The organism is Catenuloplanes atrovinosus (genome assembly GCF_031458235.1).
GTDB lineage: Bacteria > Actinomycetota > Actinomycetes > Mycobacteriales > Micromonosporaceae > Catenuloplanes > Catenuloplanes atrovinosus.
Genome location: NZ_JAVDYB010000001.1, coordinates 2,234,591 through 2,248,315, shown reverse-complemented (window position 1 = coordinate 2,248,315; position 13,725 = coordinate 2,234,591). Strand labels below are relative to the sequence as shown.

The 13,725-nt window shown below is 72.2% G+C and carries 13 protein-coding genes; 7 read left to right on the top strand and 6 right to left on the bottom strand.

Translation table 11 applies throughout. The features are described from left to right. Positions 1 to 71 precede the first annotated feature (71 nt). Complete coding sequence (locus tag J2S41_RS09990; protein ID WP_310365906.1) at positions 72 to 2,705, bottom strand: sugar-binding protein; 2,634 nt, start codon at positions 2,703 to 2,705, stop codon at positions 72 to 74. Between the two features lie 199 nt (positions 2,706 to 2,904). On the opposite strand from J2S41_RS09990, the gene J2S41_RS09985 reads away from it, so the two are divergent. Then, positions 2,905 to 3,423: a TrmH family RNA methyltransferase gene (locus J2S41_RS09985; RefSeq protein WP_310365904.1), complete on the top strand. Its 519-nt coding sequence runs from the start codon at positions 2,905 to 2,907 to the stop codon at positions 3,421 to 3,423. Here J2S41_RS09985 and J2S41_RS09980 read toward each other — a convergent pair. After that, complete coding sequence (locus J2S41_RS09980; RefSeq protein ID WP_310365903.1) at positions 3,388 to 4,002, bottom strand: CGNR zinc finger domain-containing protein; 615 nt, start codon at positions 4,000 to 4,002, stop codon at positions 3,388 to 3,390. The genes J2S41_RS09985 and J2S41_RS09980 overlap by 36 nt on opposite strands. Before the next feature lie 94 nt (positions 4,003 to 4,096). Between J2S41_RS09980 and J2S41_RS09975 the strand changes: the two genes are divergently transcribed. Beyond that, entirely contained in the window at positions 4,097 to 4,945 is an 849-nt protein-coding gene (locus tag J2S41_RS09975) for an MBL fold metallo-hydrolase (RefSeq protein WP_310365900.1), read from the top strand. Between the two features lie 6 nt (positions 4,946 to 4,951). Here the strand turns inward: J2S41_RS09975 and J2S41_RS09970 are convergent, their stop codons facing one another. Then, positions 4,952 to 5,176, bottom strand: a complete 225-nt coding sequence (locus tag J2S41_RS09970) for a hypothetical protein (protein WP_310365897.1) — start codon at positions 5,174 to 5,176, stop codon at positions 4,952 to 4,954. A gap of 164 nt (positions 5,177 to 5,340) precedes the next feature. Between J2S41_RS09970 and J2S41_RS09965 the strand changes: the two genes are divergently transcribed. After that, positions 5,341 to 5,838, top strand: coding sequence for a hypothetical protein (locus J2S41_RS09965; protein WP_310365895.1), 498 nt, complete (start codon positions 5,341 to 5,343; stop codon positions 5,836 to 5,838). Between the two features lie 54 nt (positions 5,839 to 5,892). On the opposite strand, the gene J2S41_RS09960 is transcribed toward J2S41_RS09965, so the two are convergent. The 3 genes from J2S41_RS09960 to J2S41_RS09950 are packed head-to-tail and all read right to left on the bottom strand — an operon-like array spanning position 5,893 to position 8,307. Then, complete coding sequence (locus tag J2S41_RS09960; RefSeq protein ID WP_310365893.1) at positions 5,893 to 6,669, bottom strand: amino acid ABC transporter ATP-binding protein; 777 nt, start codon at positions 6,667 to 6,669, stop codon at positions 5,893 to 5,895. A 5-nt stretch (positions 6,670 to 6,674) separates the two neighbouring features. Further along, complete coding sequence (locus tag J2S41_RS09955; RefSeq protein WP_310365891.1) at positions 6,675 to 7,469, bottom strand: amino acid ABC transporter permease; 795 nt, start codon at positions 7,467 to 7,469, stop codon at positions 6,675 to 6,677. A 10-nt stretch (positions 7,470 to 7,479) separates the two neighbouring features. After that, positions 7,480 to 8,307: a basic amino acid ABC transporter substrate-binding protein gene (locus tag J2S41_RS09950; RefSeq protein WP_310365889.1), complete on the bottom strand. Its 828-nt coding sequence runs from the start codon at positions 8,305 to 8,307 to the stop codon at positions 7,480 to 7,482. Positions 8,308 to 8,527: 220 nt separating this feature from the next. Between J2S41_RS09950 and J2S41_RS09945 the strand changes: the two genes are divergently transcribed. From J2S41_RS09945 to J2S41_RS09930, 4 genes are read left to right on the top strand one after another with little or no spacing between them, the layout of a single operon-like run. Continuing rightward, on the top strand, positions 8,528 to 9,454 hold the full coding sequence (locus tag J2S41_RS09945; protein ID WP_310365887.1) for an ABC transporter permease: 927 nt from the start codon (positions 8,528 to 8,530) through the stop codon (positions 9,452 to 9,454). Beyond that, positions 9,451 to 10,437: an ABC transporter permease gene (locus tag J2S41_RS09940; protein WP_310365884.1), complete on the top strand. Its 987-nt coding sequence runs from the start codon at positions 9,451 to 9,453 to the stop codon at positions 10,435 to 10,437. The genes J2S41_RS09945 and J2S41_RS09940 overlap by 4 nt, the downstream gene beginning before the upstream one ends. A gap of 11 nt (positions 10,438 to 10,448) precedes the next feature. Then, entirely contained in the window at positions 10,449 to 12,104 is a 1,656-nt protein-coding gene (locus tag J2S41_RS09935; RefSeq protein WP_310365882.1) for an ABC transporter substrate-binding protein, read from the top strand. Then, the gene (locus J2S41_RS09930; protein WP_310365878.1) at positions 12,101 to 13,693 is read left to right on the top strand and encodes an ABC transporter ATP-binding protein; all 1,593 of its coding nucleotides are present in this window, start codon (positions 12,101 to 12,103) and stop codon (positions 13,691 to 13,693) included. Before J2S41_RS09935 ends, J2S41_RS09930 begins: the two co-directional genes overlap by 4 nt. Positions 13,694 to 13,725: the final 32 nt, after the last annotated feature.

The following is a 13,725-nucleotide window of genomic DNA, read 5'->3' as shown; positions in this document are numbered from 1 at the left end:
TGCCCGGCCACCCCGACAGCCGCGGTATCCGTGTGGCCGGCGCTGAGCCGATGATTCGCTCGCAAGCTCGCTCATCGCACCCCCACCGCATCAACGACCAGCGTGCCGGCGACCACCTCGAGCGTAATGGTGTGGCGGCCGGGTGGCAGGCCGGTGAGGCTGAAGGTCTGCTGGAAGTCGGTGGAGGCCGTGGTGGGCTGGTCGGTGGCGACGAGGCGGCCGTCGACGCGGACGTCGAGGCGGGCGGTGCCGTCGTTGGGGCCGATGACGTCCAGTCCGGAGCCGGCCGTCGTGTAGGTGAGCGTGGCCCCGGGGCCCTGGCTGGTCGACGCGGAGCGGTGGTACTCGTACATGCCGCGGCCGTTCGCGTGCCGCCAGTCGCCGCCGTAGACCAGCGCCGGGCCGAACTGCAGGTTGTCGAGCAGCGCGGCGTAATAGGGACGGTGACCGCGTACCCGCTCGATGGTGAGATCGTCGAACTGGGTGTGGTGGAAGCCGCTGGCGAGGTCGACGCGCCCGGAGCGGAACGGCGCGTCATCGCGCCAGCCGAACACGGCGCGCCCGTCCACGAACCCGGTGACCAGGTCCCCGGTCACCCGGATCGTCAGCCGGTGCCACGCCGCCGGGTCGAAGCCGGCCAGCGTACCGCTGGAGATCGTGCTGCCCAGCCGGCGGAACTCCCAGGTGCCGGTGGAGCCGAGCCACAGCGCGTACGGCGTGCCGTGCAGGCCGTGCGAGGCGCCGCCGCCGGTCGAGCGCGCCCCGATCGCGGCGTAGTTGTCCGCCGCCGGTGCGCGCTCGAACCGCACGTCCACCCGGGCCTGGTAATCCGTCCACCGCGGGTCGCCGACGCCGGTGATCGGGTCGGCGTTGTTCCAGGCGCGGCCGACGCCGGTCGTGGCGCGGTCGATCTGCTGGCGCAGCACGTGCTCGCGGTCGCCGGTGCGCACCGCCTCGAACGCGCCGTTGCGGTCCCAGGTGTAGAGCGCGTCGCCGCCACGGGTGGCGAGGAAGTCGGTGCGCCCGGGCGTGACGGCGCCGCCCGGGCCGATCACCGGCACGGTCTTGCCGCGGTAGTCGAACCCGTCCGCCCAGAGCACGCCGCGCGCCGGGTCGGCGTCCAGCACCGGGCGCGCGCCGTCCGCGGGCAGCGGTGCCGTCCACTGCGGGTCGCGGGTGACGTCCAGCGAGGTGACGCTGACGACGGAGTACGGCTTGACCTCCACCGTGTACCCGCCGGCCGCGTCCGGGCGCAGGTCGCCGGCGTGCCGCTTGTAGTCGGCGTCGTAGGCCTGGCCCGGGTCCGCGGCCCTGGTCTCCCAGGACGCGAGCCTGCTCACCGGGAAGCCGGAGGGCGTGATCCGGTACGTCCGCGGGTACTCCGAGTCGTTGACGATCACGGTGGAGAAGTCGCTCGCGTCCGGCGCCGCCATGGTCAGGTAGTTCGGCAGCCCGTTGCGGCCGACCACGGGGTTGGTGCCGGTGGCGGTGGACGCGCTGGCCCGCGGCACGATCCGCCAGATGCCGGCGGTGTTGTCCGCGTTCTCCCAGCCGGCCTCCGCGAAGCCGGTGAAGTGCTGCAGCACCGCGAGACCGGCGTCGTAGTGCATGAACCCCGACCACGGGTCGCGCGCCGAGACGAGTTCCTTGAACGAGTACTGGCCGCCCTCGTAGAACGAGCCGATCGCGGGCTGGTAGACGAAGTGCGTCCGCCGCGACCGCACGAAGCCCTTGACCACGGTGTTGGCCATCTCCAGCGCGCTGCCGGACCCGCCGAGGCCGGTGCCGGGCACGGTGGGGTCGGGCGTGTTGTTGTTCGGCCGGAACCGCGAGTTGCTGAACGTGGCCTGCGCCTCGCTGTTCCAGACCTCCTTGTCGTACGTCTCGGCGAGCCGGGTGAAGTTGCCGCCGGCGTCGTCGTCCGTGTTGTAGTGGTAGCCGGCCACGGCCACCGCCTCGCGCAGGCTCGCGTCCGCGATCATCGCCGACCCGAAACCGCCGATGCCGGCCTCGTCCGAGATGACGACCTTGATCCGGCGGTACGCGTCCGCCTCCCCCGGCCGGAAGCCGGTGGTGTCGGTGCGCACCAGTTCGGCGTACGTCTTCGTCCACGTCAGGTCGGCCGGTGCCTCGTTCACGCCCGGGTTCACGTAGTCGACCATGAAACCGTACGTGCGGTACGCCGCGAGGATCGTCTCCTTGTACCAGGTGTAGATCTCGTCGTTGGTGTCCGCCCAGGCCGGCGCGTTCCACCGCAGGATGCTCACCCTGAGGCCCGGGTTGACCCGCTTGGCGTCCGCGGCCAGCTGGAAGCCCGGCGCCCGCGCCACGTTGGCCGGTTCGGTCGCCCAGCGCTTGGTCGCCGGGTCCGGCCCGGTCGAGTTGTTGCGGTCGTTCCCCATCTCGATCTTGACGTGCGTCATGATCGGGCGCTCGCCGCCGAACAGCACCCGCAGCAGCCGCGCGTAGCTCTCCGGATGCTGCGCCTTGTAGTCCAGCAGCAGCGCGCTCGTGCTGTTCGCGGTCAGCACGCCGAAGCCCTTGAAGGTCAGCCCGTTCACGTTGCCGGCCGCGATGTCGGCCGCGTTCACCGCGATCTCGACCGCCGGAACCGCGGCCGCCGCGGACGCCGCGCGCACCGGCGTGATCAGGCCGCACACCAGCAGGCCCACGGCAGCAGCGGCGGACACGCGCCTACGCCTCATGACGATCCATCCTCCCGGCGGCATCGACCCGACTCTATAGAGGCCGGTCGCCCGCCTGAACGGACCGTTCACGCCCGATCGGAACCGTTCACGGCCGACCGGTGCGCTATGCTGTGCGCTCACTCGTCGATGGCCCGCGTGCGCCGCGAAGCACGCCACACATGACCTTCACACCCCGGAGCCCCTTCGCTCCCGTACGGTGACGTCCGCAATCCGGGCCAGGACGCCCCGGGAGATCAGGTCCGCCCGCCGCCCACGCCGGCACCGATGCTGGGGCCACCTGGTCGCCGCCCCGCTGTGGCCGATGCACGGCGCCAACCTCGGCACGCTGCTGCGCACCTGCGACGCGGTCGGCGCCTGCCTGGCCGTGCCGCCGTTCCCCTGGGTCGAGGGCGCCCTCGCCCGCGGCAACACACTGCGGCAGCCCGCCTGCGTACACCGCGTCGGCAGCCCCCTGCGATGGCTCGCCGACGAACGCCGCGCCGGAGCCGCCGTACTCGGCGTGGAACTGGCCGACGAGGCGATCCGGCTCGCCGACCTGCCGCCCGCCCGCCGCCGCACCATCATGGTCCTCGGGCATGAGGCCACCGGCATCCCGCCGGAAGCCCTCGGCCTCCTCGACGGCGCGGTCGAGATCCCCATGATCGGCACGGGTTCGAGCCTCAACGTCGCGGTCGCCGGTTCACTCGTCCTGTACCGGCTGGCCGGGCTGCTCTAGCGGCGCCGCACCCTCCGCGCGATGCCCACCGGCGGCGCGGCGGGCGCGGGAGCGGCGCAGGTTCTCGGCGTTGCCGCAGGTGCGGACGTCGTGCCAGGCGCCGCTGGTGTTGCGGGAGGCGTCCCAGAAGGCGACCAGGCACTGTGGGTTGCGGCAGACCTTGAGCCGGCGCCACGTGCCGTCGCGCTGGGCGTCGTAGATCGCGATCAGCACCCGCTCGACCAGCGCGGGAATCGCCGCGGCGCCGGGCACGAACCGGACGGTGCCGTCCGCGTCCAGCCGCATGCGCGGGGCCGCCTCGACCGGCCGGGCCGGCGCGGCGCCCGAGTCGTGGTCGCGGGCGATGAGCGCCTGGCGGACGGTGTCGCGCAGCCGTTGCAGCGCGCTGACGCCGGGACTGTCGCCGCCGATGCCGTGCCGGCTCAGCCAGCGCGCGGCCGTGTCCGGCGCGTCCAGCAGGTCGGGCACGTTCTCGCGGGGCTTGCGGATGCCGGCGGTGTTGAGCAGGTCCTGCACGAGCCACAGCTCCCCGGGCGCCACCGCGACCCGGAAGCGACTCTCCCGGCGATCAGCTTCCATGACATAAGCATACGCACATACCCGGCGACAAGCCCTGCGGCTGACGCCGACCACCCAGCTGTAACGACATAGTCGTAAGTGCTAAGGTTATGTCATGACCGAGCTGCACTACGAGGTGTTCGTCTCCGGCATGGCGCCCGCCGCCAGCCCGCCGCCGCCGGACGGCGGCCCGTCGCGGTGGTCGCCGCTCTCGCACACGCTGATCTACGGCGAGTCCGAGGCGCTGCTGACCGACCCGCCGATCACGAGCGCGCAGGCGGACACGCTCATCGAGTGGATCGAGGGGCGCCACGTGCCGCTGCGCTACATCCACCTCACCCACGCGCACTTCGACCACTTCCTGACCACGAACCGCATCCTCGATCGCTTCCCGGACGCGACCGTCGTCGCCACGGACGCGGTGCTCCGGCGCATCGCCCGGGAGACGCCGGGCGGACAGATCTCCAACCGCTACACCGGTTTCTTCGGCGACGCGCTGCCCGAGCCGCCCGTCACCGTGCACGGCACGGTCTTCCCGGCCGGCGGGCTCACGCTCGACGGGCACGAGCTGTTCGCGGTCGAGACCGGGCACTCGGACACCGACGACACCAGCGTGCTGCACGTGCCCGGCCTCGGCCTGGTCGTCGCCGGCGACGTCGTCTACAACAACATGCACCAGTACGTCGGCGAGGGCCGGGACGGCGGCCTGGCCGCCTGGCACCGCGCCCTCGACACGGTCGCCGCGCTCTCCCCGAGCGTGGTCGTGGCGAGCCACAAGGACCCCGGCCGCCCGGACTCCCCCGCCGACATCGACGAGACCCGCCGCTACCTCGACGCCGCGGCCGGCGTCCTCGACCACGCCACCGACGCCACCGGGTTCTTCCACGCGCTGAAAACGCGCTATCCGGACCGGGTGAACCCGTGGGCCATCTGGCTCAGCGCGCTGCGCCTGTTCGACAACTGAGCCGGGTCAGCGGCAGATCGGGGACAGGTCGGCCACCGGGCTGCGGTCCCGGATCGCCAGGCGGGTCACGGGCGCACCCGCCAGCGTCTCCAGGCGGGAGCTCATCAGGTACATGCGCAGGTCCGTCACGCCGGTGTCGCGCAGCGGCCCGAGATCGCGGATCAGCGGGCAACTGGCCAGATGCAGCACCCGCAGGCGGTGCGCCGTCCGCAGCGGAGCGAGGTCGCGCATCACCGGATTCCGCAGCAGTTTCAGGTAGATGGCCGGCCCTGTCGCGGACCATGGCGGCCAGCCGGCTCGGATCCAACTCGGTCACCCTCCACACCTATCGGTGCGGGTGAACAACCGGCTCATGGTTTGATCATCACGTAGTTGATCCACTACCATCCGCCGCCGTGAGAAACATTCGCCTGGTGGCGTCTACCGTTTTCTGTACCTCCCTGCTGATGCTGTCCGCGTGCGGCGGCGACAACTCGACCACCACCGACACCGCCGCGCCGGCGGCGTCGGCCACCACCGCGGCCACCACGGCCGCGCCGGCCGCGTCCGAGGCTCCGGCCACGACCGCCGCCTCCGACAAGGAGATCTGCGAGGCCGCGGTCACGGGCGCGAAGGCGTTCCAGGACCAGGTGCAGAAGGCGATCGCGTCCGGGACGATGCCCGGCGAGGCCGAGATCAAGGCGGCCATGGCGACCATGGGCGAGGGCCTGGCGATCGCGCAGGGCGGCGACAGCGCGGTGGCGAAGGCCGCGCAGGCGTACGTGGCGGAGAACTCCAAGGCACTGGCCGCGGCCGACCCGGCGACCGCCTCGGAGACGCCCGAGTTCCAGAAGGCCGCCTCCGACTTCGACGCCGCCTGCAAGGCCGCCGGCGTCCCGATCAACTTCTCCTGATGCGGAACGGGCCTGCCCGGCGGTCGCCGGGCAGGCCCTGCCGTTCCACATCGGTCACTCGGTCAGGTGCGCGCCGATCTCGGTCTCGCTGACCCGGGTGGGCTCCAGCACGCGGTGCAGGAACGTCCGGGTGCGCTCCTCGCGCGGGCTGCCGAAGACGTCGGCCGGCGGCCCCTGCTCGACCACGACGCCGCCGTCCATGAAGACCACCCGGGACGCGACCTCCCGGGCGAACGCCATCTCGTGCGTGACCACCAGCATGGTCATGCCCTCCGCGGCCAGCCCGCGCATGACCGCGAGCACCTCACCGACCAGCTCCGGGTCGAGCGCGGACGTCGGCTCGTCGAAGAGCATCAGCTGCGGGTCCATGGCCAGTGCACGGGCGATCGCCACGCGCTGCTGCTGACCGCCGGACAACTGCGCCGGGTACGACCCCGCCTTGTCCGCCAGGCCGACCCGCTCCAGGTTGAGGCCCGCGATCCGGTCCGCCTCCGCGCGCGAGCGCTTGAGCACCCGGCGCTGGGCGATCGTGACGTTCTCCCGCACGGTCAGGTGGCCGAACAGGTTGAACTGCTGGAACACCATGCCGATCCGGCGGCGGACCGCGTCGATGTCGCAGTCCGGGTCGGTGACCTCGACGCCGCCGACCCGGATGGTGCCGGACGTCGGCGTCTCCAGCAGGTTGACGCAGCGCAGCAGCGTGGACTTGCCGGAGCCGGACGGCCCGATCACGCAGACGACCTCGCCCGGGTCGACCGTGAGATCGATCCCGCGCAGCACCGGCAGCTTGCCGAACGACTTGTGCAGCCCGCTGATCTCGATGGTGGACATGGCGGTCACCTCTCCCTCGCGGCGCGGCGCTCCAGCGCACGGACCAGCTGCGACAGCGGCAGCGTGATCAGCAGGTAGAGCAGGCCGGCCACGACCAGCGGCGTCGGGTTGACGCGCGTGTTGAGCGCGTCGCCGGCGAACTTGGTCAGCTCGATCGTGGTCGAGGTCACGCCGAGCACGTACACCAGCGAGGTGTCCTTGGTCAGCAGGATGATCTCGTTGGTCAGCGGCGGGATGACGATCCGGAACGCCTGCGGCAGGATGATCGAGATCATCGCCCGGGTGTGCGACATCCCGAGCGTGCGCGCGGCCTCCAGCTGCCCCTTGGGCACGGCCTGGATGCCGGCCCGCAGCGTCTCCGCCATGTACGCCGCGGCGGTCAGGCCGAGGCCGAGCGTGACGGAGCCGTAGACGCCGCCCGGGATCTCCCGGTCCGGGAAGGCCAGCGGCACGCCGTACCCGACCATGAACAGCACCAGCAGCGCGGGCAGGCCGCGGAACAGCTCGATGTAGGCGGTGGCGAACCAGCGGTACGGCAGGACCGACGACAGCCGCATGAGCGCCAGGACCAGGCCCAGGATCAACCCGAACGCGAACGCCAGCAGCGTGTAGAGGACGGTGTTGCGCAGCGCGACCGTGATCGCCTCGGGGAACATGCTCCGGGCGACGTCGAGCCGGAAGAACGCCTCGGACAGCGTGGCCCAGTCCGCGGCGGCCACCACGGCCAGGATGATCAGAGCGAAGACGAGATAGCCGGCGGTACGGGCGAGCCGTTGCCGCCGGCGTCGGGTGAGCTTCATCGGTGGTGTGTCAGCTGGCCGGCTTGGCGCCGATCCAGGTCGCGTAGATCCTGTCGTACGTGCCGTCGCTGCGCGCCGCGGCCAGCGACTCGTTGACGGCCTGGAGCAGCGCCGCGTTGCCCTTCTTGACCGCGAAGCCGTACTGCTCGCCGGTGTCGAAGCCGGCCGCGACGACGACCTTGCCCGGGTTGTTCTTGATGTACTCGTTCCACACCGGCAGGTCGTTGACGGCCGCCTCGACCTGGTTGGTGGCGAGCGCCTGCTGCTGCGCCGCGAGGTCCCGGAACGAGACGACCTCGATGTTCAGGCCCTTCTGCTCGACCTGGGTCTTGATGTACTCCTCACCGGTGGTGCCGCCCTGGACGCCGACGCGCTTGCCCGCCAGCTCCTCCAGCGTCTTGACCGAGCTGCCGGTGAGCACGGCGAGCGCCTGGGTGGCGTCGAAGTACGGGTCGGAGAAGTCCAGCACCTGCTTGCGCTCGTCGGTGATGGTCATGCCCGCCGCGGCCACGTCGCACTTGCCGGCGTTGAGGTCGGAGCCGGACTTGATGCCCTCGAACGGCGTATCGACGATCTCCTGGGTCACGCCCAGCTTCTTCGCGACCAGGTCGATCAGCTCGACATCGAAGCCGACCACTTTGCCGGTCTCGTCCTTGGCCTGGAACGGCGCGTACGGTAGGTGCGTGCACGTGGTGAGCGCGCCCGCCTTGACCAGTGACACGCCGCCGGCGGTGGTGCCGCCGGTGTCCTCCTTGGCGCAGCCGGCGAGCCCGCCGATCGCCAGCGTCGCGGCGGCCGCCAGCGCGGCCACCCTTCGGGTGCTTCCGAGCGGATTCATGCTGTCTCCCCAGGTCCCTGCCCGTCGTCGCGGGTCGAGACACATTAATCCACCGTTATCCGCCCGGCAACATGGAAGATCAACAGACGAAGGTGCGCGGCCGTGACCGCGCCCACATCGTCCGCGCGCCTACGTAACCGTGATCACTGCGCCGGATCGCTGGACATCTCCCCCTAAGCACATAGGATTAGCCGCTAATTGGAGTGACGGAGGGACATCCGTGTCGGAGATCGCGTTCTCCGCACCACCGGCCGCGCAGCGCGGGCACGTGTGGCGGCGGCTGCGGCGGGACCACTGGGCCGTGGCCGGTGGCGTGATCGCGCTGGCGATGATCGTGGCCGCGCTGGCCGCGCCGTTGCTCACCCGGCTCTCCGGGTACGACCCCTACACCTACGACCTGGACGCGCTCTCCGACGGCGGCGTGCCGCTCGGCGCCGGCGGCGGGATCGGCGGTGAGCACTGGTTCGGCGTGGAGCCGATGACCGGCCGCGACCTGTTCGCGATCGTGCTGCACGGCGCGCGCACGTCGCTGCTGGTCGGCGTGGCCGCCACCGTGGTCGCGGTGGTGATCGGGGTCGCGCTCGGCGCCACCGCGGGCTTCGCCGGCGGCTGGTGGGACGCGCTCGCCAGCCGTACCACCGACGTGGTGTTCGGGTTTCCGGCCCTGATCTTCATGATCGCGCTCAGCGCGGTGGCGCCGCCGCGGGTCCCCCGGCTGTTGCTGGTCGTCCTGGTCATCGGCTTCTTCGGCTGGCCGCCGATCGCGCGGGTGGTCCGCGCGCAGACGATCGCGCTGCGGCACCGCACGTTCGTCGTCGCCGCGGTCGCGCTCGGCGCCCGGCCGCACCAGGTGCTGTGGCGGCACGTGCTGCCGAACCTGGTGCCCACGGTGCTGGTCTTCGGCACCATGCTGGTCCCGTCGATGATCGGCGCGGAGGCGGCGCTGTCGTTCCTCGGCGTCGGCGTGCCGCCGCCCACGCCGTCGTGGGGCCGCTCGATCGGCGACGCGATCTCCTGGGTGCAGCTGGACCCGATGTACCTGATCTTCCCGGGCGGCGCGCTGTTCGCCGCCACGCTCTCGTTCAACCTGCTCGGCGACGGGCTGCGGGACGCGCTCGACCCGAAGCTGCGGGAGCTGCACCGATGATCTTCATCCTGCGGCGGCTCGGCGGCATGCTCGGCGTGCTGTTCGTGGTCAGCCTGCTCACGTACACGCTGCTGATCGCGGCGCCGTCCGATCCCGCGCTGATGTCCTGCGGCCGCCCGTGCACGCCCGACCGGCTCGCGGACGCCCGCGCGTTCATGGGCTACGACGAGCCGCTGCTCGCGCAGTACCTGTCGTTCCTCGGCGGGATCGCCACCGGGCGCACGTTCGGCTCCGGGGCCGCCGCGGTGGAGTGCGCGGCACCGTGCTTCGGCTACTCGTTCCGGCTGGGCGAGCCGGTCACCGAGCTGATCGCGGAGCGCGCGCCGGTCACGTTCTCGGTGGCGATCGGCGCGGCCGTGCTCTGGCTGCTGCTCGGCGTGGCGGCCGGCACGATCTCCGCGGTCCGGCGCGGCTCGCTGCTGGACCGGGCCGCGATGACGCTGTCCGTGGCCGCCGTGTCCGCGCCCGCCTACCTGGTCGGGCTGATCGGGCTGCTGATCTTCGGGTTCACGCTGAACATGGTGCCGGTCTCCGGGTACGTGCCGCTGACCGAGGACCCGGTGCGGTGGGCCTGGCACCTGATCCTGCCGTGGCTGGTGCTCGCGCTGATCTCCGCGGCCGTCTACGCGCGGCTCACCCGCACCCAGCTGCTGGAGGTGCTGAGCGAGGACTTCGTGCGCACCGCCCGGGCCAAGGGACTGCGCGAGGGCGCGGTGCTGCGCCGGCACGGGCTGCGCAACACGCTGGTGCCGATCGTCACCTACTTCGGGCTCGACCTCGGCAGCCTGCTCGGCGGCGCGGTGCTGACCGAGCGCGTGTTCAGCCTGCCCGGGCTCGGCTCGCTGCTGATCGACGCGTACGGCAACGCCGACCTGCCGGTGATCATCGGCGTCACACTCTTCGCCGCCGCGGTGATCGTGGCCGCGAACGCCGCCGTGGACGTCGCGCACGGCCTGCTCGACCCACGTGTCACCCATGTGTAGAGAGGAATGAGATGAGAGCCCGCCTAGCCGTTGCCGCGGCCGCCGCAGTGATCCTGGGGCTGACCGCGTGCAACGCCAACCCCTCCCCCTCGGCGGAGGCGACGACGGCCGCACAGAAGGGTGGCACGCTGCGCATCCTGTCCTCGGCGTCGGAGTTCAACCTGGACCCGGCCAAGAGCCAGACGCTGGCGATCACCTCCGGCGGCCTGGTGCTGCGCCGGCTCACCACCTGGGACATCTCGCCGGGCAAGCCGCCCGCGGTGGTGGCGGACCTGGCCACCGACACCGGCACCACCACGGACGGCGGCAAGACCTGGACGTTCACGCTGAAGGACGGGCTGACCTACCCGGACGGCTCGCCGATCACCACGAAGGACATCAAGTACGGCCTGGAGCGCTCGTTCGCGCCGGAGCTCGGCGGCGGTCTCGGTTACCACAAGGCGTTGCTGGCCGGCGGGGACACCTACGAGGGACCGTACGACGGGCAGTCGCTGGACTCGATCGCCACGCCGGACGACAGGACGATCACGTTCACGCTGAAGAACGCCTACGGCGACTGGCCGTGGATCGCGTCCATGCCCGCGTTCGCGCCGGTGCCGCAGGCCAAGGACAACCCGGCGGAGTACGGCCGGAGCCCGGTCGCGTCCGGGCCGTACCAGATCACCTCCTACACGGCCGGGTCCGAGGCGGTGCTGGAGCGCAACCCGGCGTGGAAGCAGGAGACGGACCCGGTGCGTACCGCCGGTCCTGACAAGATCATCTTCCAGCTCGGGCAGGACACCACGGTCGCGGCGCAGCGGCTGGTCGCGGACTCCGGCGACGACCGCTTCGCCTTCGGCGCCAACTTCGTGCCGCCGGCCCAGCTCGCGCAGGCGCAGGCGAACCCCGCGGTCAAGGACCGGATCGTCACCTCGTCGCCGGGCGCGCTCGCCTACCTGGCGATCAACACCAAGAAGATCACCGACGTGCGGGTACGCCAGGCGCTCGCCTACGCCGCGGACAAGCGCGCCTACCAGGTCGCGTCCGGCGGCGAGATCGGCGGCGGGCTGGCCACCACGCTGATCACGCCGGGCATCCCCGGCCGGGTGGAGTACGACCTCTTCCCGGCGGACCCGTCCGGCGACGTCGAGAAGGCCAAGGCGCTGCTGACCGAGGCCGGGCAGACCGCGCCGAAGCTGACGCTGCTGGCCCGCAGCGACGGGCAGTGGAGCAGCCAGGCGCAGGCGCTGCAGCAGGGCTTCGCGCGGGCCGGCATCGAGGTCACCATCCGCACCGAGGAGTACGAGTCCTGGTTCGAGCACGTCACCAGCGGCGAGCGCGACGACTGGGACCTGACGCTCACCTCCTGGCAGCCGGACTTCCCGTCCGCGAACGGCAACATCCAGCCGCTGTTCGCCTCCAGCGAGATCGGTGGCGGCGGGTTCAACCTCTCCCGGTACTCGGTGCCCGAGGTGGACCAGCTCATCGCACAGGCCACCGCGGAGGTCGACCCGGCCAAGTCGCAGGCGCTGTGGGCGCAGGCGGACCGGCGCATCCTCCAGGACGTGCCGGTGGTACCGCTGATCTACACGAAGAACTCGTTCCTGCGCGGGTCCAACGTGGAGAACTTCTACATCGGCGAGTTCCCGGCGTACCCGAACTACCTGAAGGCGTCGCTGAAGCAGTGAGCGACGTGCTGGAGTTCGACGGGGTCTCCGTCGCCTTCGGCCAGGTGCGGGCCGCCCGCGGCGTGACGTTCGCGTTGCGCCGCGGGCGGATTCTCGCGCTGGTCGGCGAGTCGGGGTCGGGCAAGTCGGTGACCGCGATGGCCGCGCTCGGCCTGCTGCCGCCGTCCGCCGCCGTGTCCGGGCACATCCGGCTCGGCGGGGAGGAACTGGTCGGCGCGTCACCGGCGGCGCTGCGCGCGGTCCGCGGCGCCCGGATCGGCACGATCTTCCAGGAGCCGATGAGCGCGTGGAACCCGGTGCACACCATCGGCGCGCAGATCGCGGAGGCCGTGTCGGTCCACCGCCGGCCGGGGCGCGCGGCGCTGCGGGACCGCGTGCTGTCGCTGCTGGCCGAGGCCGGGCTGGACGCGCCGGAGCGGGTGGCCGCGTCGTACCCGCACCAGCTCTCCGGCGGCCAGCTCCAGCGCGCGATGATCGCGATGGCGATCAGCTGCGAACCCGAGGTGCTGATCGCGGACGAGCCGACCACCGCGCTGGACGTGACCGTGCAGGCCGGCATCCTCGCGCTGCTCCGCCGGCTGCGCGACACGCACGGCACGGCGATCCTGCTGATCACGCACGACATGGGCGTGGTCGCCGACCTCGCGGACGACGTGGTGGTGATGCGCGCCGGCTCGGTGGTGGAGTCCGCGCCGGTCGAGTCGCTGTTCGGCGCGCCGTCGCACGACTACACGCGCGCGCTGCTGGCCGCGGTCCCGTCGCTGACCGGCGAGTTCCCCGCGGCGCCGGACGCGGCCGGGACCGCGGTGTCCATCCGCGACCTGTCCGTGGTGTACGACCGGCGGGTGCGCGCGGTCGACGGCGTGTCCCTGGACCTCCCGGCCGGCACCGTGACCGGGCTGGTCGGCGAGTCCGGCTCCGGCAAGTCCACGATCGGCCGCGCGCTGGTCGGGCTGGCCCCGATCACCTCCGGCACGGTCACGGTCGACGGCCTGGAGATCGGCACGGCGCGGCGCGGGGCGCTGCGGTCCGTGCGGGCCCGGGTCGGCGTGGTCTTCCAGGACCCGGCCGCCGCGCTGGACCCGCGCCGCACGGTCGGCGACAGCATCGCGGAGCCGGTCGAGCTGCACGCCCGCGGCACCGACGCGCGCACCCGGGTGGCCGAGCTGCTGGAGGCGGTACGGCTGGACGCGTCGTTCGCCGAGCGGTACCCGCACGAGCTGTCCGGCGGTCAGCGCCAGCGGGTCGTGATCGCGCGGGCGCTGGCGCTGCGGCCGTCGCTGCTGATCGCGGACGAGCCGACCAGCGCGCTGGACGTGTCCATCCAGGCCGAGGTGCTGTCGCTGCTGGCCGAGTTGCAGCGGGAGTACGGCTTCGCCTGCCTGTTCATCAGCCACGACCTGGCCGTGGTCCGCGCGATCGCGCACCGGGTGGCCGTGATGCACCGCGGCCGGATCGTGGAGGAGGGCCCGACCGGCGAGGTGCTGACCGCGCCGTCCCACCCGTACACGCGGCGGCTGCTCGCCGCGGCCCCGGTGCCGGACCCGCGGGCGCAGCGCGCCCGGCACGCCGCCACGTCGGACGCGTGAGGTGCGCGGGCTCCGCGGAGCCCGCGCACCTC